Raw genomic sequence first — 18,346 nt, 5'->3', positions numbered from 1 at the left:
TTGCCAGTCAAAAGCCCTCCTCTTCCGCCTCATCAGGCGGGAAGGGGAGGGCTTTTTAGTTTTACATATAAATCTGCGTAATCTCCAGCTCCCGCTGCTCGGACAAGTCGATGAACTGATCCCCGATCTGGACAAGCGGGCGGAAGAACTCGCTCGGATGCGTCATGACGAACGTGCCGGATTGGCCGTTGTCGAGCTCTACGCTCTTGCCGATGAAGTTCGGAATCATATGTCGGATGAACGTGTGGGTCGTATGCGGATCCAGCTCGCGGAAGCTCATGCGGTACAGCTCGCGCAGTACGTAGAGCAAGTCCCGTTTCTGCTGGTAGGTGCGAGTGGAGATCATCGCGCTGTACACGTCGGCGACGGCGACGATCTTGGCGATGGGGGAAATCTCCGCTCCCATGATGCCGTGGGGATAGCCGGTGCCGTCCATGCGCTCATGGTGCTGGAGAGCGGCGCTGGAGAGGAACGGATCGTCGTAGGTGCTGAGGATGATTTCTTCGCCGTAGAGCGTATGGCGCTTGACCTCCCGATACTCCTCGCTCGTCAGCTTTTCCGGCTTGTTCAGGATTTCCTTCGGGATTTTGCATTTGCCGATGTCGTGCAGGAAGCCGGCTTTGCCGATGCGCCCCGACTCTTCCTCGGAGAAGCCCAGCCAGGAGGCCAGATAGTAGGACAGCATGCCGACCTGCACCGAATGATGGTACGTGTAATCGTCGTTCGTGTCGAGCAGCAGCAGCATCGAGACGACGTCCCGCTCCATCTGGAAGCTGGACATGAGCGGGCCGAACGACTCGTGCACGTCCTCCTCGCTTACTTTGCCTTCCTCCAGCGCCTTGCGAAATAGATTCTCGCAGCCGGTTATGGCGTTCTCGTAGAGGGGCTTCATGGACGGCAGCCAGCGCGGCGGCAGCCCGGATTCGATCGTCCGATGGCCGGCGCCGGCATGAACGGCTGCGGGCCGATTCATCTCGACATCCACGTAGTCGATATTGTGCTGCGACAGCTTGGCGATCTCGTAGGAGGTCAGCCGGGTTCCTTTGGCCATGACGTTCAAGCCATAGTGGTTGAAGGCGTCGCTCGACAGCAGATCGCCTTCCTTTAGATCGGAAATATGGACCCTCATGGTGCACCTCGGCAAGGTTAGTCTTGGACGGCGGAAAGCCGCCCTGCTACTATCGTCGGAACCGGCAAGCAGGCAGCATCCTACCTCCGACCTATAATCATCCTAATATATCGGCATAAACGGCTTTTGCTTTAATAGGATCTTCCATGCCTTGGATAAGCGCCCTCGAATCGGGAAAGAAGACGACGGAAACCTGCTCGTCCCGCTCGTATCGGAGCGAGTACGGCGTCAGCCGGACCTCGCCTGCCGAGGAGAGCCGATCCGCGAGAGCGCGCAGATCGAGCGGGCGGGCGATGGCGGGGCGCACCTGCACGGTGGAGCGTCCGCACAGCGCCGCCGCCGCTTCCTGCTCCGGCTCCAGGTAAGGGAACTCGCGTCGGCCGCAGCAAGGGCAGTCCGCCCGCCTGGCTTCGGCCACGCCGAGCGGCATCCAGGAGTTGCGCCAAAGATCGAGCTGAAGCAGGCTTCCGCGCATGTCCTCGGCACGGCCGGCGAGCCACTTGATCGCTTCCATCGCCTGCAGCGATCCGATCACGTCGACGAGCGGCGAGACGACTCCCGCCGTCTCGCAGGTGTCCGCAAGACCCGAGGCGGGCGGCTCGGGAAAGAGGCAGCGGTAGCAGGGGCCGGAGCCGGGCAGCACGCTCATCGTCATGCCTCCGCCTCCGACCGCTCCGCCGTAGATCCAAGGGATGCCCGCGCGGACCGCATAGTCGTTGAGCAGGTAGCGGGTCTGAAAATTGTCGGTGCCGTCGAGGATGAGCTGCGCTCCGCCGAGCAGCTCGTCCGCATTGCCGGCATGCAGATCCGTCGCATAGGCGCGGATCGAGATGCTGCCGTTGGCCCGCCGGAGCTTCGCCGCAGCGGCTTCCGCCTTGGGGAGGCTGGCGGCGGCATCCTCTTCGTCGTACAGCAGCTGCCGCTGCAGATTGCTGAGCTCCACGACGTCGCGGTCGATGAGCCGCAGCTCGCCGACGCCGCTGCGCGCCAGATGCGAGGCGATGACGCAGCCGAGCGCGCCGACGCCGACGACGGCGGCAACGGATCCGCCCAGCCGCTGCTGGCCGTCCGGGCCGATCGGCGCGAAGCGCGTCTGGCGGACGTAGCGGTCGTGGACCGGCGGCCGGCCGGCTCCGCTCATTCGGGCGTCTCCTGCGAGGCGCCGGCTCCAGGAGGGCGGGGCTCCGCTGGCGGGAGCGTGCCGGCCGAGGCAGGCGCTCCGGCCGGTTCCGCGAGCGGATTCCACGGTCCCGTCTGATGCCCTTTCCACTCCGAGCCGTCCTCCCAGATCTCCTTCTTCCAGATCGGCACGATCTGCTTGAGGCGCTCGATCGCGTAGCGGCTCGCGTCGTACGCGGCCGCCCGATGCGGTCCGGAGACGGCGATGACGACGCTCGCCTCGCCGATGCCGACGACGCCGATGCGGTGATGGATGGCGCAGCGCGTGCCCGGCCAGCGCTCATCGAGCTCGCGGCGAATCTGCTCCAGCGTGCGCAGCGCCATCGGCCCGTAGGCTTCATACTCCAGCTTGACGGTGCGCTGTCCGGCCGTCCACTCGCGCGTCGTGCCGATGAAGACGATGACTGCTCCGTGGTCGGGATGCTCCACCAGCGCGGCGACGGCGGCCGCGTCCAGCGGCTCTGGGCCGATGCGGCAGGCGGCATCGGCATCGGAGGCTGCGGCAGCGCCGCTGCCGTCGCCCCCGGACACGGGCGGCAGCAGCGCCAGCGTGTCGTCGCAGCGGACGACCTCGTCGTCTGCGGCGTAAGCCTCGTTGCGGGCCGCGAAGCAGACGGAGATCAGGCCGGCCTGCGCGGGATAGGCCTCGCACAGCGCGGCCTTCAGCTCGCCGACGGTCATCTCGGTCCGGTCGGTCGCGAGCTCGGCCTGCCGCGTCCCGAGACGCTCCGGCAAGCCGGCGAACAAAGCGATGCTCCAGCTGTAGCTCATGGTAGATAACCTCACCTGTCCCGGTCGGGGTTTTGCTTCCAGCATATCATAAGTTCGCCAAAAATGATAAACTGATAGACACGAAAACGCAGGCTTCCGCCAAGAAGCCAGGCACAGGAGGAAACGGGATGCTGAGGGACCGATTCGGAAGGATACACGACTATCTGCGCATCTCGGTGACGGACCGCTGCAACCTGCGCTGCCTCTACTGCATGCCGGAGGAAGGGATGGAGTTCGCCGACTCGTCGGAGCTGCTGAGCTACGACGACATCGTCGAGGTCGTCGAGGCCGCGGCCGGCCTCGGCTTCAGGCGGCTGCGCATCACCGGCGGCGAGCCGCTCGTGCGGCCCGGCCTGGACGGCTTGATCCGCCGGCTCAAGGCGATCTCCGGCATCGAGGAAATCTCGCTGACGACGAACGGCATGCTGCTGGCCAAGCAGGCGGCCGCGCTGAAGGCGGCGGGCCTCGACCGGGTGAACATCAGCCTCGACACGCTGGACTCGGCCCGCTTCCGCTTCATCGCGCGGCGCGGCGGGCTGGAGCAGGTGCTCGCGGGCATCCGCGCGGCCGGCGAGGCCGGGCTCGGTCCGATCAAGCTGAACTGCGTGCTGCTGAAGGGCGTCAACGAGGACGAGATCCAAAGCTTCCTGCGCCTGTCCGTGGAGCAGCCGCTGCATGTGCGCTTCATCGAATACATGCCCATCGGCCATGCCGACGAGCAGTGGCGCAGCCACTACTTGCCGCTGACGGCGGTCATGGAGGCCGCGCGCGGGCTCGGCCTGCCGATGGCTCCGCTCGCGGAGATGAAGGGCAACGGCCCATCGGAAAACTGGGCGTTCGAGGGAGCTTCCGGATCGTTCGGACTGATCCATCCGGTGAGCGACCGGTTCTGCGCGCGCTGCAACCGGCTGCGGCTGACGGCCGACGGCAGCCTGCAGCCATGCCTGTACTGGGTGGACGAGCTGAACGTCAAGCCCGCGCTGGGCAGCCGGGAGGCGCTCGAGGCGCTGTTCCGGCGGGCGGCCGACATCAAGCCGGAAAACCACGAAATGGCGGCGAAGCTGCACGACGAGGCGATCAGCCATACGCCGACGTCGCGGAGGATGTCGCAGATCGGCGGCTGAACATGAACGCTAGAAAGAGCACAGGCACGGAGGGAGCTCGCATGGAACGAACCACACCGCACGACGGCCGCAAGCGCCGCCTGCTCCTGCTGCACAGCAACGACGTGCACAGCCGTCTCGAGGAGGCGGGGCGGATCGCCGCCGCCGTCAAGGAGGCCCGCCGGGATCATGGCGAGCAGGGGGTTCTCTACGTCGATATCGGCGACCATCTGGACCGGATGCGGCAGGAGACCGAAGGCACCGCCGGCTCCGTCAACATCGCCCTGCTGGGCGAGGCGGGCTGCGAGGCGGCCGTGCCCGGCAACAACGAGGGGCTGACGTTCACCCGGGACGAGCTGGAGCGCATCTATGCCGGCGCCCGCTTTCCGGTGCTTTGCTGCAATCTGCTCGACGCCCGCACGGGAGAGCGGCCGGAGTGGCTGCTGCCGTCGACGGTGCTCGTCAAAAACGGGCTGCGCGTCGCGCTGATCGGCGCGACCGCGGCTTATCCCGCCTTTTACAGCCTGCTCGGCTGGACCGTGACCGATCCGCTCCTAGCGGTCCGCGAGCAGGTCAGACGGCTGCGCGGAGCGTCGGACGCCGTCGTCGTGCTGTCCCATCTCGGCTTGCCGATGGACCGTCGCCTCGCGGAGGAGATCGACGGCATCGACGTCATCCTGGGCGGACATACGCATCATCTGTTGGAGGAGCCGGAGCGCGTCTGCGGGGCGCTGCTGTGCGGAGCCGGCAAGTTCGGCGAGCGGCTCGGGCTCGTCGAGCTCGCGTTCGATCCGCGGCGCGGCCGCCTCGAGGCGCAGGGCCGCCTGCTGCCGATTGCCTCGCTGCCGATCGACGAGTCGTCGGCCGAGCTGCTGCGCTCGCACGGCGAGGCGGCCCGGCGGGAGCTGTCCCGCCCGGCGGCGACGCTCGAGCAGCCGCTCGCGCTCGACCCTTCCCGCGAATCGCCGCTCGCCAACCTGCTCGCGGCCGGCGTGCGGGAGTGGACCGGAGCGCAGATCGGCATCGTCAACGCGGGCCAGCTGCTCGGCGGACTGCCGGCCGGCGAGATCAGCGAAGGGCTGCTGCATGCGCTGTGCCCGTCGCCGATCAATCCTTGCCGGATGCTTCTCGCCGGCCGCCGCATCCGCGAAGCGCTGGAGCAGTCGCTGCAGCCGCAGTTCTACGGCAAGGAGCTGCGCGGCTTCGGCTTCCGGGGGACGGTGCTCGGCACGCTGGCCGTCGACGGGCTGGATGTCGAGTGGGAGCAGGCGCCGGACGGAGGAGGCCGGATCGTCTCGATCCGCTCCGCCGGCGGCGAGCTGGAGGACGAGCGCGAGTACGACGTCGGCACGCTGGACATGTTCACCTTCGGCGCCGGCTATTTGCCGCTCAAGGAGGGGCGGGACGTGCGCTATTTCCTGCCCGAGTTCATCCGTCAGGTGCTCGCTGCCGAGCTGAACAAGCCCGAGGCGCTGCGGCGCTGCGCAGAGCCGCGCTTCAGGCTCGTCCGCTGAGCTGTCGAATCTGCGCGCAAGCGCTCGAAAAACGCTGTCGAAACTAAAGATTTCCCTCGAGCATGTCGATAGAGAACAGGATAGGAATCTATTCGTACCCAGGGAGCGACCCGTCCATGATACTGATGCCCCTAAGCATGTGCCGGCCCGGGATGAGGCTGGCGAAAAAGGTTCTCTCCGGAGAGGGACTCGTCCTGCTTGGCGAAGGCTTCGAGCTGACGAGCCGGCTCATCGACCGGCTCGAGGAATGCCAGATCAACTTCCTCTACATCCAGGACGAGGCGACCGACGACATCCAGATCAACGAGCTGATCAGCGAGGATACGATGCGGGTCGCGATGACGGAGATCCGGGCGAGCTTCAGGCAGATGATGGAGGTGCCGCAGCGCAGGCGCGGAGCGGCCTACCCGTTCGTCGGGCCGCAGCTGCGCGACGTCATGAACCGGGTCATCGACGATCTGTCCGCGCACAAGGAGTCCGTCGTCATGCTCATGAACATGGCTTCCGTGGACAATTATCTGTATCAGCATTCGTTCAACGTCTGCGTCTATACGACGATGCTCGGCATCCATCACGGCTACTCCCGCGACGAGCTGACCGTGCTCGGCATGGGGGCGCTGCTGCATGACGTCGGCAAGACGATGGTGCCGGTCGAGCTGCTCAAGAAGCCGGGCATGCTGACACGCGAGGAATTCGACGAGATGAAGCGGCATACCGAGTACGGCTACGAGCTGCTCCGCCATGAGGCGGGCGTGCCCGCGGCGGCGGCGCTGTGCGCGCTGCAGCATCACGAGCGGCTCGACGGCAGCGGCTATCCGTTCGGCCTCAAGGGCGGGGAGATCCACGAGTTCTCCAAATGGATCGGCATGGTCGACTCTTACGACGCGATGACGACCAACCGCATCTACCGGGAGCCGATGCTGCCGCATCAGGCGGTCGAGGCGCTGTATGCCGGCACCGGCACCCAGTACGAGCAGACGATGGTGCAGCTGTTCCGCGACAAGGTCGCCATCTACCCGGTCGGCATGACCGTGCGGCTCAAGACCGGCGAGGTCGGCGTCGTCGTCGACGTGCGGCCGAACTGCCCGCACCGGCCGGTCGTGCGGGTGCTGCGCGACGACGAGGGCGTGCGGCTGCGCGCTCCTTACGAGATCGACATGTCGCTGCAGCTCACCCGCATGATCGCCGGCGTCAACGACGAGCTGCCCGAGGCGCAGCTGGCGGGCGCGACCTCCTGAGCGGGTTCACCTTTCATCCAGCATCGGCACCAGGAGCCTTCGGGCTCCTTTTTCGCGTTTCGCCGGCTTCGCCGTTTGATTCAGCCGGGATGGGGAAGTACAATAAAAGCCGAGTGTTTCATTAATAAACGATAAGGTGCTGGATTGAACATGAACCCAGATATGACGCTTCAACCGCTGCTGACGCCGCTGTCCCCGCAAAACGACCCGTGGGACCCGCTCGGCAGCTTGGAGCGCTTCGGCCGCCACGCTCTGACAAGCGTGGAGTTCACGGTCACGAACCTATGCAACATGCGCTGCGAGCATTGCGCGGTCGGCGATACGCTGACGATGCGCGAAGCGGACAAGCTGCCGCTCGAGCGGATGCTCTCCCGGCTCGACGAGGTCGAGCACTTGCAGACGATCAGCATCACCGGCGGCGAGCCGTCCTACTCCGAGCGGACGGTCCGCGACTATATCGTGCCGCTGCTGAAGTACGCCCGCAGCCGCGGCATCCGCTCCCAGCTGAACTCCAACGTCACGCTCGACTATTCGCGCTACGAGCTTATCGCCCCTTACCTGGACGTCATGCACATCTCGTTCAATTACACCTCGGCCGACGACTTCCATGAGGTCGGCTTCGCCCGCTCGGGCCACTCGGTGCCGCGCGCAGCCGCGGTCCGCATGTACGAGCGGATGATCGACAACGCGCGTCGGCTGAGCGCGGCGGGCGTGCTCGTCTCCGCCGAGTCGATGATCAACTTCCGGACGCATCGCAAGATGCCGGAGATCCATCAGCTCATCCGCGAGATGGGCTGCGAGCGCCATGAGGTTCATCCGATGTATCCGAGCGCCTGGGCCGGCGATCTGCCCGCGCTGAGCAAGCAGCAGATGCGCGAGGCGGTGACGGAGCTGCTGGACGCGCGCGACCCTCAGCTGTGGATGCTGTTCGGCACGCTGCCGTTCTACGCCTGCAGCTCCGATCCGGCGGACCGCGAGCTGCTGGCGCGGCTCGGGCGCGAGCCGCGCGTCACCGTGCGCAACGATCCCGACGGACGCAACCGGCTCAACGTCAACCTGTTCACGGGCGAGGTGTTCGTGACCGACTTCAGCGACATCCCCGCCTTCGGCAACGTGCTGGACGAGCGTCTCGACGACGTGTTCTCACGCTGGCTGGACCATCCGCTCAGCCGCAGCGTCAATTGCCATTGCCCGGCCGCCGCCTGCTGCGGGCCGAACCTGCTCGTGAAGCAGATGTATTACGAAGAGATCGATTTCATGAAGCAGAAGGCCGTGCTTTAGCGGCCCTGCCTGAATCGGAGGCGGATCGTCATGACAACCGAGTTCCATCCCGGCGAAATTACGCTCAACCTGCTGATCGTCGTCGTGCTCGTGCTGCTGAACGGCTTTTTCGTCGCGGCGGAGTTCGCCCTCGTCAAGGTGCGGACGACCCGCCTGACGCAGCTCGCCTCGGAAGGCAGCAAAAAAGCCGGGTACGCGCTGCGCATCGCGCATCGCCTCGACGCCTATCTGTCCGCGACCCAGCTCGGCATTACGCTCGCCTCGCTCGGCCTCGGCTGGGTCGGCGAGCCGGCGATCTCGCATCTGATCGTCGAGCCGCTGCTGCATCAGCTCGGCATTGCCGACGAGACGGTCGTCACGACCGTCTCGGTCGTCATCGGCTTTCTCGTCATCACGTTCCTGCATATCGTCATCGGCGAGCTGGCGCCCAAGTCGCTGGCGATCCAGAAGTCGGAGGGCGTGTCGCTCTGGCTGGCCGCGCCGCTGCTGTTCTTCTACACGATCTTCAAGCCGGCGATCCTGCTGCTGAACGGCGCGGCGAACCGCCTGCTGAAGCTCATCGGCGTCCAGCCGGCGAGCGAGCACGAGTCCGCCCACACGGAGGAGGAGATCCGGCTGCTTGTCAGCCAGAGCGCGCAGAGCGGCATCATCGACGACAACGAGATGAAGCTCGTGGACAACGTATTCGACTTCGCCGACCTGCTGGCGCGCGAAGTGATGCTGCCGCGGACGGACATGGACTGCCTGTACACGGCGCGCCCGCTCGAGGAGAACCGCGAGACGGTCTACCGCACCCGTCATACCCGCTACCCGGTCGCGATCGAGGAGAAGGACCAGATCATCGGCTTCGTGCATATCGCCGACCTGCTCACCGCAGACCGGAGCAGCGAGCCGGATCTGCGCAAGCTGATCCGGCCGGTGCTGAACGTGCCGGAGTCGATGGAGATCAGCCAGGTGCTGCAGCTCATGCAGGCGCGCCACAGCCAGCTCGCCGTCGTCGTCGACGAATACGGCGGCACGGCCGGCATGCTGACGGCCGAGCTGATCCTGGAGGAGATCGTCGGCAAGATCCATGACGAGTTCGACGAAGCGCCGCCTGCGATCACGGTCCAAGGGGAGGAGACGACCGTCGACGGCCGCATGCTGATCGACGACGTCAACCGCATGCTGCAGCTCGACCTCGAGGACGAGGAGGTCGACTCCATCGGAGGCTGGATGTTCGGCCGATTGGGCGGCAATCCGGAGAAAGGCAAGAAAATCGACTATGGCGAATATACATTCGAGGTAGCGGAATGCCAGCCTCTGCGCGTGCTGCGCGTCCGCATCTACCGCAATCCCGAAGCCGCTGCAGATCGGGACGAGCCGGACGAGGAGAGCTAGCGCGGGCGCGGGCGGATTCCGCCGGAGCGCCGGTCGACGGGCAGCCTCGCCGGAGGGAGACCTGCGGGGACTGCAGCCCCGGGGAGAATGGCCTTGCCGCTCAAATCGCTTGTTTTCGTCGCCGTCCTGCTCCTGCTGCTCTACCTCAGCTTCACCGTCGGCGCGCCGTTCCTGCTCGCGCTTGTCGTCGCCATTTTTCTGGAGCCGCTCAACCGGCTGCTGATGGCCAAGGCCGGCATGAGCCGGCTCGCCGCCGCCGCGACGAGCAGCACGCTGTTCACCGCGCTCCTGCTCGGGCTTGCCGCCGGCATCGGCTTCAAGCTGGCGGCGGAGCTGATCGCGTTCTGGAACCGGGCGCCGGCCATGGTCGCGGATGCGAACGTCTTTTTCAGAGAGAAATTCGAGCATGCCAAGGATGTGTACATGACGATCCCGCCCGAAACGGCCGTACAGCTGGAGAAGGTGCTGAACGGGCTCGCCAGCTCGCTGACCGGCATGGCGACCGCGCTTTCCGGCTCGGTCGTCGCCGTCGCCTCGGGCCTCCCCGGCATGTTCATCTTCACGATCGTGTTCCTCGTCGCGGTGTATATGTTCAGCTTCAGCCTGGACACGATGAGGGCGTCGTTCCTGTCGCTGTTCCATGAGGACTCCCGGCCGCAGCTCGGGCAGGTGCTCGACAACCTCAAGCACTCGATCTTCGGCTTTCTCCGCTCGCAGCTGCTGCTCAGCCTCGTGACGTACGTGCTGACGCTGATCGGCCTGGCCAGCATGGGCATCGACTACGCGATGGCGATCGCGCTGCTCGTCGTCGTCGTCGACATCCTGCCGATCCTCGGCACCGGCTCGGTGCTCGTGCCCTGGGCGGCTTACATGCTGCTGACCGGCCACGCCGGCACCGCGATCGGCCTCGTGCTGCTGTTTCTCGCCATCACGATCGTGCGGCGCATCATCGAGCCCAAAATTCTCGGCGACTCGGTCGGCATCGGCGCGATCTCCGCGCTCGTCAGCCTGTATGTCGGCTTCAAGCTCGTCGGCGTCATCGGCGTCTTTCTCGGCCCGCTCGTCGTCATCATCTACATGGCGGCGCGCAAGGCCGGCCTGTTCCAGCTCAAAATCCGCCTGTAGCCCGCTTGCTGCGGGCGGCCCCAGACGAAAGCCCGCTTTTCCCGAGCCACGGGAGAAGCGGGCTTTTTTGGCTTGCCGGGAAGATACCGCCCGCCGGTCGGCCCTCAGGAGGAGGGGACGCTGCGGGCGGCCGCGACCGCCTTGGCGCGCCGCTCGCTTCGCGCGAACGGCAGGTACAGCAGCAGGAACAGCAGCAGCGCGACCGCTTCGAGCGACAGGATGTACCAGGGGTACGGACCGAGAACGTCGAGCAGCGACGAGCTCGGCGGCTTGCGGGCAAGGAACATGTAGTTCGCGCCGGTCAGCCGATTGACGAGGAACACGACGGCGGCGATCGCGTTGAGCGCTCCCCAGGCGACGAAGACGGAGCGCAGCGTCGGGCGGAAGCCTTCGACCCAGACCATGTAGAGCGCGGCCAACAGGAGCAGCCCGTGGGCGGCGAAAAACTCGATGAAGCGGAAATGCGGAAAGGCGTAGCCGAGCACCGGCGTCGCAAGCGCCTGGAGCGCGCCGCCGATCGCGGTGAAATAGACGATCTGGAACAGCAGCCGGCTGCGCAGCAGCAGCATGAGCACGGACAGGTAGAGCGAGATGCTGCACAGCTCGAACGGCAAGGTGGACGACGGGCGGAATACGCCGCTGGAGAAGTACCAGACGTTCAGCAGCACCTCGCAAGCGGCAAGCAGGCCGGCGAGCGCATAGCGTCCGGCCGCCGGACGGCGCCTGGAGAGCGGCCGGCGGAACGCGAGGAGCAGCAGGACGGCAGCGAGGATGAGCGCTAGGCTGAGCAGGTGGGCGGGGCTGTAAGGAACGAACCGTTCGGCGATGTCGGCGTCAACCATCCTGAACCCGCCTTTCTTGTGGAATGAACGCATTTCCCGATCCTTTCGCCGCTCGGGTCGGCAGTCCCTTCTTTCAGCTGCGGCCGGATCGGAAAGAAGCCTCCTTTACAGAAAAAGGAGAGTTTGATAGAATAGCCGAAGCAATTTGTTAACCTTTTATACCTATAGTTGAGTTAACTAAAAAAGGAGGGGGAGCGCCGGTGAAAACGGACGATGAACGGCTCGTTGCCTTGGACAAGGCCCATCTGTGGCATCCGTTCACGCAAATGAAGGAGTATCGAAGCGGCTCGCCGCTCATCATCGAGCGCGGAGAAGGCGTCATGCTGCAAGACGTGCAGGGGAGGCGCTATTACGACGGCTTCTCCTCGGTCTGGCTCAACGTGCACGGCCATCAGGCGCCGGAGCTGGACCAGGCGCTGCGGGACCAGCTCGAGCGCGTCGCCCATACGACCCTGCTCGGCATGGCCAACGTGCCGGCAATCGAGCTGGCGGGGAAGCTGGCGGCGATCAGCCCGAAGGGACTGAACAAGGTGTTCTACTCCGATTCGGGCGCGACGGGCGTGGAGATCGCGATCAAGATGGCCTTTCAATACTGGCGCAACAGAGGCGATCGCCGCAGGACGGCGTTCGTCACGATGGACCAGGCCTACCACGGCGATACGATCGGCGCGGCGAGCGTCGGCGCCATTCCGCTGTACCAGGAGGTCTATCGTCCCTTGCTGTTCCCCGCTCATGTCGTGCCCTACCCGAACTCATACCGCCATGGGGGAGACGAGGCGGCGATGGAAGCGACGCTCGGCGCGCTGCGGCGCCTGCTGGAGGAGCGCGGCGAGGAGATCGCGGCCTGCATTGTCGAGCCGATCGTGCAGGGAGCCGGAGGCATGCTCGTCATGCCGGCAGGCTGCTTGCGCCGGATGGCGGAGCTATGCCGCGAGCATGGCGTGCTGCTCATCGCGGATGAGGTAGCGACCGGGTTCGGACGGACGGGGGCGATGTTCGCCTGCGATCTGGAGCAAGTATCGCCGGATCTGATGGTGCTCGGAAAAGGGCTGACCGGAGGCTACCTGCCCGTAGCGGCGACTCTGGCTACGGATGAGGTCTATGACGCATTCGATGCCGAATACGAGGAGCAGAAGACGTTTTTCCACGGCCATTCGTTCACCGGCAATCCGCTCGGCTGCGCCGTCGCGCTCGCCAGCCTGAGGCTGATGGAGGAGCGCCGCATGGTGGAGGGAATCGAGGCGAAGGCCGCTTTCGTCGCCAGGAAGCTCGCGCCGCTGAAGGAGCTCCGGCATGTCGGCGACATCCGGCAGCAGGGGCTGATGGTCGGGATCGAGCTCGTCCGCGACAAGGCTTCGCGGGAACCGTACGCCTGGGCGGACCGGATCGGAGTCCGGGCGACCATGCGGGCCCGCGAGCTCGGCATGCTGACGCGGCCGCTCGGCAACGTGGTCGTCTTCATGCCTCCGCTATGCAGCTCCGAGGAGGAGCTGGACGCGATGACGGATATTGTGGCGGCTTCCATCCTTGACGTCACGGAGGGGAAGGAGGCGGAACGACGATGAATGGAGGAGGCTATCGCGGCTTGTTCGTCACCGGCACGGATACCGGCATCGGCAAGACGGTCGTGACCGCCGCCCTGGCGGCGCTGCTGCGCGCGGAAGGGGCCGACGTCGGCGTATGGAAGCCCGTCCAGACAGGCGGCCTCGTCGGCAGCGGCGGCACCGACGCGGAGCGGCTGCTGCGCTATGCCGGCATCGACGGCCGGCCCGATTCGGTCGCTTCGTTTACATATGAGCCTCCGCTGGCGCCGCTGCTCGCAGCAGAACGGGCCGGCGACGCGCTCGGCGTACAGACGCTGCTGGATGCCGGCAGGCCGCTGGCGGACCGCTGCGCGGCGCTGCTCGTCGAAGGCGCGGGAGGCGTCGCGGTGCCGCTGGCCGAGTCGGCCGTCGTCGCGGACCTGATCGCCGCCCTGCGGATGCCGGCGCTGATCGTCGCCCGCTCCGGCCTCGGCACGATCAACCACGTGCTGCTGACGGCCGCCTATCTGCGGCAGCGACGCATCCCCATCGTCGGCGTCGTGCTCAACGACGGCGCAAGCGCGCCGGATCAGCTGCGCGAAGACCCGAGCGTGGACGACAACGCCGCGCTGATCGAGCGGTTCGGCGGCATTCCGGTGCTCGGCCGCTTCCCCGGCTTGGCCGGCGAGCTGACCGCGCGGCGTCTGACCGACGCGGCACGGACCTCTCTGGTGCTCGACCCGATCCGAAAGGCGGTGCTGCATGGCGTCATCGAGCCTTGACTGGATCGGGCCGGAGCTCGAGCGGCTGGCCGCCGCCTCGCTGGAGCGCGTGATCGGGACGACCGCCCCGGCTTCGCCGGGGCATGTCGAGCGCCGAGGGAGGACGCTGCTCGATCTCTCGTCCAACGATTACCTCGGTCTGGCCCGGCATCCCGCCATTATCGAAGCGATGCGCGAGGCGCTGCTGGCCGAAGGCGCCGGCTCCGGCGCCTCCCGCCTGGCGACGGGCAGCCGGCCGCCCTACGAACGGCTGGAGCAGGCTCTCGCGCAGTGGCACGGCAAGGGAGGCGCGCTCGTGCTCGCGAGCGGCTATATGGCCAATGCCGGGGTCATTCCCGCGCTGGTTGGCCGGCAGGACGTCGTGTTCAGCGATCGGCTCAACCATGCGAGCATCGTCGACGGCATCGCGCTCAGCCGCGCGGAGCATGCCCGCTATCGCCACGGCGACATGGACCATCTGCGCGTCCTTCTCCAGAAGCATCGAGGCAAGCGGAGGAAGCTGATCGTGACGGACGCGGTGTTCTCCATGGATGGGGATCAAGCGCCCCTCGCCGAGCTGGTCGAGCTGAAGCGCGAGCATGGTGCGATGCTGATGGCGGACGAGGCGCATAGCGGAGGCATCTACGGCAGGCGGGGCGAGGGGCTGGCGGCGCAGCTCGGGCTTCAGGATGAGATTGACGTGCATCTGGGCACGTTCGGCAAAGCGTTCGGCTTGTACGGAGCTTACCTCTGCGGCAGCCGCGAGCTGATCCGGTGGCTGTCCAGCGCGGCCAGGCCGCTGGTGTACTCGACCGCGCTTCCTCCGTCCGTGCCCGCAGGCGTCATGGCGGCGCTGGAGCTGATTCAGGCCGGTCCGGAGCGCCGGATGCGCCTGCTCGCAGCGAGCCGCATGTTCCGCGCCTCGCTGACGGCCGCCGGCCTGGACGTCCCTGACGGGGATTCCCCTATCGTCCCGTTGCGGATCGGGGAGAGCGACCAAGCGCTGCGGGTCCAGGCGGCGCTCGAAGAAGAGGGCATCGCGGCGCTGGCGGTCCGTCCGCCGACCGTGCCTGCCGGTACGGCGCGCATCCGCTTTTCCCTTTCTGCGGCTCATTCGGATGCGGAGCTTGCCGCAGCCGCGAGCCGGATCGTGTCCGTCTGCCGTCGCCTCGGCCTGGGGGCGCCATGACGGCCCCTGCTTCGGGCGGCACGATCGTGTGGCTGGGCGGCTGGAGCATGCCGGCGTCGGCCATGCTCCGGCTGACGGAGCAGCTGCCGGAATGCCGCCATGTGCTCGTCGAGCTGGGCCAGGCGGAGTCGCAGGCCTCGATGTGGCGGCTCGCGCAGGGGGCCGTATCGCGAGAAAGATGCCGCTTGGCCGACGATGCCGGAGGCGGAGGCGGGCGCTCCCGCGCGCCGCTCGTCCTCGCCGGCTGGTCGCTCGGCGGGCTGCTGGCGCTGCGTCTCGCGGCCGACGGCCATGGCGACGGCCTGGTGCTGCTGGCGGGCACCGCCTGCTTCGTCCGCTCGCAGGCGGAGGCGGACCGAGGCTGGTCCGATGCTGTCGTAAGACGGATGGGGGAGCGTCTGTTGCGCGATCGGGCCGAGGCCCGCTTCCGGGACCAGATGTTCACGCCGGAGGAACGGGAAGCGGGCCTCCCCGGCTTGCTGCCTCCCGCCGGAGCGTGGCCGCTGGCCGCATTGGACGCCGGACTCCGTATCCTGCGGGAGGAAGACCTTCGATGCCGGCTGCCGGACATCGAGGTGCCGGCGCTGATCGTCCACGGAGCCGAGGACCGAATCTGTCCCTATGCGGCCGCCGTGGAGCTGGCCGAAGCGATGTCCGATGCAAGGCTGCTCTCGCTTGCGGATTGCGGTCATGCGCCGTTTCTGGGCCGGGAGGAGCAAGTCGCTCAAGAATGGAGGAGATGGCGGCATGGAAAGCTCGATGGAATCGATCGGACGCCGGTTCGACCGCAACGCGGCTCGTTATGACGCTCATGCGGACGTCCAGCGGAGGATGGCGGCCCGGCTGGCGGCGGCGCTGCGCGGCTGGCGGAATGTTCCGCAGCAGGCGCATGCCGTCGAGATCGGCTGCGGCACCGGAGCGTTGACCGCGCGGCTGGCGGAGGGATGGCCGGAGGCGAGGCTGACCGCGCTGGACGCGGCTCCGGCGATGCTCCGGCTCGCCCGGCAGCGCTGCGGGCTGGCGGAGCGGGTCTGCTTCATCCAGGCGGATGCCGAAACATGGGCCGCCGAGGCTCCGTCCGCCAGCTGCGATGTCATCGTCTCCAACGCCTGCTTCCAGTGGCTGCGCGATCCCGAAGCGACGCTGCGCCACCTTCGGAGGCTGCTCCGCCCCGGAGGGGGGCTGGCGTTCGCGACGTTCGGGCCGGACACGTTTTTCGAGCTGCACGAGTCGTTCCGGACGGCCTACCTCGCCCGGGGGCTAGAGCCGCAGCGGCACGGCCTGTCCTTCCGCGAGGCCGACGGGTGGAAGGCGATGCTGGAGCAGGCCGGCTTTGCCGACGTGAGGATGAAGCGTTCCATGTACCGGGAGACCTATCCTTCCGCGAGAGCCTTCCTTCATTCGGTGCAGGCGACGGGAGCGAGCGCGACGCAGGCTCGGCCCGCTGCCGGCGGCATGCGGAGCCTGTTCGCCGACATGTTCGAGGTGTACGAATCCCGGTTCGCCGTAGAAGGCGGCGTGGCGGCCAGCTACGACGTCGTGACGGTAGAGGCGTTCGCGGAGCCGAGAGGCCGCCTGCGCGTGCCGAGCGCAGACGATCCGCTTTCCTGACGAATGCAGCATCCGCAAGGCCCGCAGGCGATCCAGCCGTGCGGGCCTCTTTGCCGTCGGAACAAAAGTGGCAAGTTGGAAAAGCCCCTGCTCATACGGTAAAGGGAGCAGCACAGCATCCGGCCTGCAGCCGCTGCAGCGACGGAACGAGGCGCGGCCGGGCAAGGAGGCAGGACATGAGGCTACAGGCAGCAAGAGGGATTTTCGGAGGCGGCCAAGGCGGCTATGCCGGCCAGCCCGGCGGCGGAGCGCCGGGCGCTCCGGCATTCGCGGGCGGCGCGCCCGGATACGGCGCCGCTCCGCCAGCCGCACCGTACCGCAGCGAGGCGGAGCTGGCGGCGGCGGCCGCGTACGGGCAGCAGCCGGGCTACGCGCAGCAGGCGGGCTATGCGCAGCAGCCCGGGTATGGGCAGCAGTCTGGGTATGGGCAGCAGCCCGGGTATGCGCAGCAGCCGGGGTATGCGCAGCAGCCAGGATACGGGCAGCAGCATGGATATGCCGCGCAGGCAGCAGAGGCGGGCGAGACGCCTCCTCCGGGCGTGCCGGGCGCGGGCTACCGGGAGTGGTTTCCATACCGCGGGTCTTGCGACCCGTGCCCGCCGATCGTCGCGAGGCGGTATGTCGTTCCGCCCAACCAGTACATCCTGTATCAGCCGACGGGACTGCCGCAGTATCCGCTGGAGGAAGCGCTGCGCCTCGGCACGTTGTGGCCGGCGCTGTACAGTCCCTATGAACCCGGCTGTGGAATCGGAAGGAGCTGAGGAGCGATGAGCGAGGAGCAGCAGAAGCAGGCGTTCGACCAGGAGGCCTACCGCGCGGGGCTGAAGGAGCTGCAGGTGCTCGACTTCGCCCTGGTCGAGCTGAACCTGTACCTGAACACGCATCCGGGAGACCTGCAGGCGATCCAGCAGTTCAACCAGCTCGCCCAGAAGCGGCAGGCGGTGGCGCAGCAGTTCGAGCTGCAGTACGGGCCGCTCGTCCACTTCGGCCACAGCTACTCCCGCTACCCGTGGCAGTGGAACGAGATGCCCTGGCCCTGGCAGGTGTGACGATGTGCGGAGCGGAACGGTCGGCAGAGGCGCGGGAAGCCCCGCTGCCATGGATGGTGGAAGCCGGGGCCGGATCCGGCTTCGGCGTAGAGACGGCGGCAGAAGCGGCTGTCGGAGCGGGAGCAGGCTGCGGCCGAGCCTGCTCCCGTCCTTGCCCGGCGAGATTCGCGCTGCTCGCGGCGAATCTCGCGGAGCGGGAGCAGGACGTGGACGGATCGGAGCAGCAGAAGGCATTCGACGTCAGCGAGGGGGGATGAGGGATGTGGCTCTATGAGAAGAAGCTCCAATATCCGGTGAAGGTGAGCAAATGCGACCCGATGATGGCGAAGTTCCTGACCGAGCAGTACGGCGGAGCCGATGGGGAGCTGGCCGCCGCGCTCCGCTACCTGAACCAGCGGTATACGATTCCGGACAAGGTGATCGGCGTGCTGAACGACATCGGTACGGAGGAGTTCGCTCATCTGGAAATGATCGCGATGATGATCTACAAGCTAACGAAGGACGCGACGCCGGACCAGCTGCGGGAGGCCGGGCTCGGCGCCGACTTCGTCAATCACGGCGGAGACCTGTTCTACAGCAACGCGGCCGGCATGCCGTGGACGGCCACCTATATCGCGGCCAAGGGCGATCCTATTCGTTGAAGAGACTAAA

At 66.8% G+C, this 18,346-nt stretch carries 18 protein-coding genes and 1 pseudogene; 15 read left to right on the top strand and 4 right to left on the bottom strand.

Going from position 1 to position 18,346, the window contains the following annotated elements; all coding sequences use genetic code 11:
* Positions 1-61: 61 nt before the first annotated feature.
* The 3 genes from HGI30_RS16990 to HGI30_RS16980 form a co-directional block, all read right to left on the bottom strand.
* Positions 62-1,129, bottom strand: coding sequence for an HD-GYP domain-containing protein (locus HGI30_RS16990; RefSeq protein ID WP_168908644.1), 1,068 nt, complete (start codon positions 1,127-1,129; stop codon positions 62-64).
* 97 nt (positions 1,130-1,226) lie between these two features.
* The gene (locus HGI30_RS16985; protein WP_168908643.1) at positions 1,227-2,270 is read right to left on the bottom strand and encodes a ThiF family adenylyltransferase; all 1,044 of its coding nucleotides are present in this window, start codon (positions 2,268-2,270) and stop codon (positions 1,227-1,229) included.
* Positions 2,267-3,079: a molybdenum cofactor biosynthesis protein gene (locus HGI30_RS16980; protein WP_168908642.1), complete on the bottom strand. Its 813-nt coding sequence runs from the start codon at positions 3,077-3,079 to the stop codon at positions 2,267-2,269. Before HGI30_RS16980 ends, HGI30_RS16985 begins: the two co-directional genes overlap by 4 nt.
* 128 nt (positions 3,080-3,207) lie before the next feature.
* On the opposite strand from HGI30_RS16980, the gene moaA reads away from it, so the two are divergent.
* From moaA to ytvI, 6 genes are all read left to right on the top strand, one after another.
* Positions 3,208-4,203 (top strand): GTP 3',8-cyclase MoaA, encoded by a 996-nt coding sequence (gene moaA, locus HGI30_RS16975; RefSeq protein ID WP_168908641.1) that lies wholly within the window; start codon positions 3,208-3,210, stop codon positions 4,201-4,203.
* A 41-nt stretch (positions 4,204-4,244) separates the two neighbouring features.
* Positions 4,245-5,696 carry a bifunctional metallophosphatase/5'-nucleotidase gene (locus HGI30_RS16970; protein ID WP_168908640.1) on the top strand — a complete coding sequence of 484 codons (1,452 nt, stop codon included), beginning with the start codon at positions 4,245-4,247 and terminating at the stop codon, positions 5,694-5,696.
* Between the two features lie 116 nt (positions 5,697-5,812).
* Positions 5,813-6,934, top strand: a complete 1,122-nt coding sequence (locus tag HGI30_RS16965) for an HD-GYP domain-containing protein (protein ID WP_168908639.1) — start codon at positions 5,813-5,815, stop codon at positions 6,932-6,934.
* Between the two features lie 150 nt (positions 6,935-7,084).
* Positions 7,085-8,215, top strand: a complete 1,131-nt coding sequence (gene yfkAB / locus HGI30_RS16960) for a radical SAM/CxCxxxxC motif protein YfkAB (RefSeq protein WP_235680163.1) — start codon at positions 7,085-7,087, stop codon at positions 8,213-8,215.
* A gap of 30 nt (positions 8,216-8,245) precedes the next feature.
* Positions 8,246-9,595, top strand: a complete 1,350-nt coding sequence (locus HGI30_RS16955; RefSeq protein WP_407944993.1) for a hemolysin family protein — start codon at positions 8,246-8,248, stop codon at positions 9,593-9,595.
* A 93-nt stretch (positions 9,596-9,688) separates the two neighbouring features.
* A complete protein-coding gene (gene ytvI / locus HGI30_RS16950; protein WP_168908638.1) occupies positions 9,689-10,720 on the top strand; it encodes a sporulation integral membrane protein YtvI in 1,032 nt (343 codons plus the stop codon).
* Between the two features lie 104 nt (positions 10,721-10,824).
* Here ytvI and HGI30_RS16945 read toward each other — a convergent pair whose 3' ends face one another.
* Positions 10,825-11,562: a YwaF family protein gene (locus HGI30_RS16945; protein ID WP_168908637.1), complete on the bottom strand. Its 738-nt coding sequence runs from the start codon at positions 11,560-11,562 to the stop codon at positions 10,825-10,827.
* A 200-nt stretch (positions 11,563-11,762) separates the two neighbouring features.
* Between HGI30_RS16945 and bioA the strand changes: the two genes are divergently transcribed.
* The 9 genes and pseudogenes from bioA to HGI30_RS16895 form a co-directional block, all read left to right on the top strand.
* Positions 11,763-13,127: an adenosylmethionine--8-amino-7-oxononanoate transaminase gene (gene bioA, locus HGI30_RS16940; protein WP_168908636.1), complete on the top strand. Its 1,365-nt coding sequence runs from the start codon at positions 11,763-11,765 to the stop codon at positions 13,125-13,127.
* Positions 13,124-13,867: a dethiobiotin synthase gene (gene bioD, locus HGI30_RS16935; protein ID WP_168908635.1), complete on the top strand. Its 744-nt coding sequence runs from the start codon at positions 13,124-13,126 to the stop codon at positions 13,865-13,867. The genes bioA and bioD overlap by 4 nt, the downstream gene beginning before the upstream one ends.
* Positions 13,848-15,035: an 8-amino-7-oxononanoate synthase gene (gene bioF / locus HGI30_RS16930; RefSeq protein ID WP_168908634.1), complete on the top strand. Its 1,188-nt coding sequence runs from the start codon at positions 13,848-13,850 to the stop codon at positions 15,033-15,035. The genes bioD and bioF overlap by 20 nt, the downstream gene beginning before the upstream one ends.
* Positions 15,032-15,841, top strand: a complete 810-nt coding sequence (locus HGI30_RS16925) for an alpha/beta fold hydrolase (protein WP_168908633.1) — start codon at positions 15,032-15,034, stop codon at positions 15,839-15,841. The genes bioF and HGI30_RS16925 overlap by 4 nt, the downstream gene beginning before the upstream one ends.
* Complete coding sequence (gene bioC, locus HGI30_RS16920) at positions 15,783-16,646, top strand: malonyl-ACP O-methyltransferase BioC (protein WP_168908632.1); 864 nt, start codon at positions 15,783-15,785, stop codon at positions 16,644-16,646. Before HGI30_RS16925 ends, bioC begins: the two co-directional genes overlap by 59 nt.
* A 539-nt stretch (positions 16,647-17,185) precedes the next feature.
* Positions 17,186-17,407, top strand: a complete 222-nt coding sequence (locus tag HGI30_RS23655) for a spore coat associated protein CotJA (protein WP_168909932.1) — start codon at positions 17,186-17,188, stop codon at positions 17,405-17,407.
* Positions 17,408-17,413: 6 nt separating this feature from the next.
* Positions 17,414-17,695 (top strand): spore coat protein CotJB, encoded by a 282-nt coding sequence (locus HGI30_RS16905; protein WP_168908631.1) that lies wholly within the window; start codon positions 17,414-17,416, stop codon positions 17,693-17,695.
* 2 nt (positions 17,696-17,697) lie between these two features.
* A complete protein-coding gene (locus tag HGI30_RS16900) occupies positions 17,698-17,952 on the top strand; it encodes a hypothetical protein (protein WP_168908630.1) in 255 nt (84 codons plus the stop codon).
* A gap of 3 nt (positions 17,953-17,955) precedes the next feature.
* Positions 17,956-18,330, top strand: a pseudogene (locus HGI30_RS16895) (manganese catalase family protein); the annotation flags it as partial.
* Between the last annotated feature and the right edge of the window lie 16 nt (positions 18,331-18,346).

Origin of the sequence: Paenibacillus albicereus (assembly GCF_012676905.1) — a bacterium.
Classification (GTDB): domain Bacteria; phylum Bacillota; class Bacilli; order Paenibacillales; family Paenibacillaceae; genus Paenibacillus_O; species Paenibacillus_O albicereus.
The sequence above is the reverse complement of the archived record's forward strand: the minus strand, read 5'-3'. Positions and strand labels throughout refer to the sequence as shown.

Coding starts and splice junctions, on each gene's coding strand:
- bioC (WP_168908632.1), top strand. CDS start 15,783: ATGGAAAGCTCGATGGAATCGATCGGACGCCGGTTCGACCGCAACGCG.
- moaA (WP_168908641.1), top strand. CDS start 3,208: ATGCTGAGGGACCGATTCGGAAGGATACACGACTATCTGCGCATCTCG.
- bioD (WP_168908635.1), top strand. CDS start 13,124: ATGAATGGAGGAGGCTATCGCGGCTTGTTCGTCACCGGCACGGATACC.
- bioF (WP_168908634.1), top strand. CDS start 13,848: ATGGCGTCATCGAGCCTTGACTGGATCGGGCCGGAGCTCGAGCGGCTG.
- HGI30_RS16990 (WP_168908644.1), bottom strand. CDS start 1,129: ATGAGGGTCCATATTTCCGATCTAAAGGAAGGCGATCTGCTGTCGAGC.
- HGI30_RS16980 (WP_168908642.1), bottom strand. CDS start 3,079: ATGAGCTACAGCTGGAGCATCGCTTTGTTCGCCGGCTTGCCGGAGCGT.
- HGI30_RS16925 (WP_168908633.1), top strand. CDS start 15,032: ATGACGGCCCCTGCTTCGGGCGGCACGATCGTGTGGCTGGGCGGCTGG.
- HGI30_RS16970 (WP_168908640.1), top strand. CDS start 4,245: ATGGAACGAACCACACCGCACGACGGCCGCAAGCGCCGCCTGCTCCTG.
- HGI30_RS16900 (WP_168908630.1), top strand. CDS start 17,698: ATGTGCGGAGCGGAACGGTCGGCAGAGGCGCGGGAAGCCCCGCTGCCA.
- HGI30_RS16985 (WP_168908643.1), bottom strand. CDS start 2,270: ATGAGCGGAGCCGGCCGGCCGCCGGTCCACGACCGCTACGTCCGCCAG.
- yfkAB (WP_235680163.1), top strand. CDS start 7,085: ATGAACCCAGATATGACGCTTCAACCGCTGCTGACGCCGCTGTCCCCG.
- HGI30_RS16905 (WP_168908631.1), top strand. CDS start 17,414: ATGAGCGAGGAGCAGCAGAAGCAGGCGTTCGACCAGGAGGCCTACCGC.
- HGI30_RS16965 (WP_168908639.1), top strand. CDS start 5,813: ATGATACTGATGCCCCTAAGCATGTGCCGGCCCGGGATGAGGCTGGCG.
- HGI30_RS16955 (WP_407944993.1), top strand. CDS start 8,246: ATGACAACCGAGTTCCATCCCGGCGAAATTACGCTCAACCTGCTGATC.
- HGI30_RS16945 (WP_168908637.1), bottom strand. CDS start 11,562: ATGGTTGACGCCGACATCGCCGAACGGTTCGTTCCTTACAGCCCCGCC.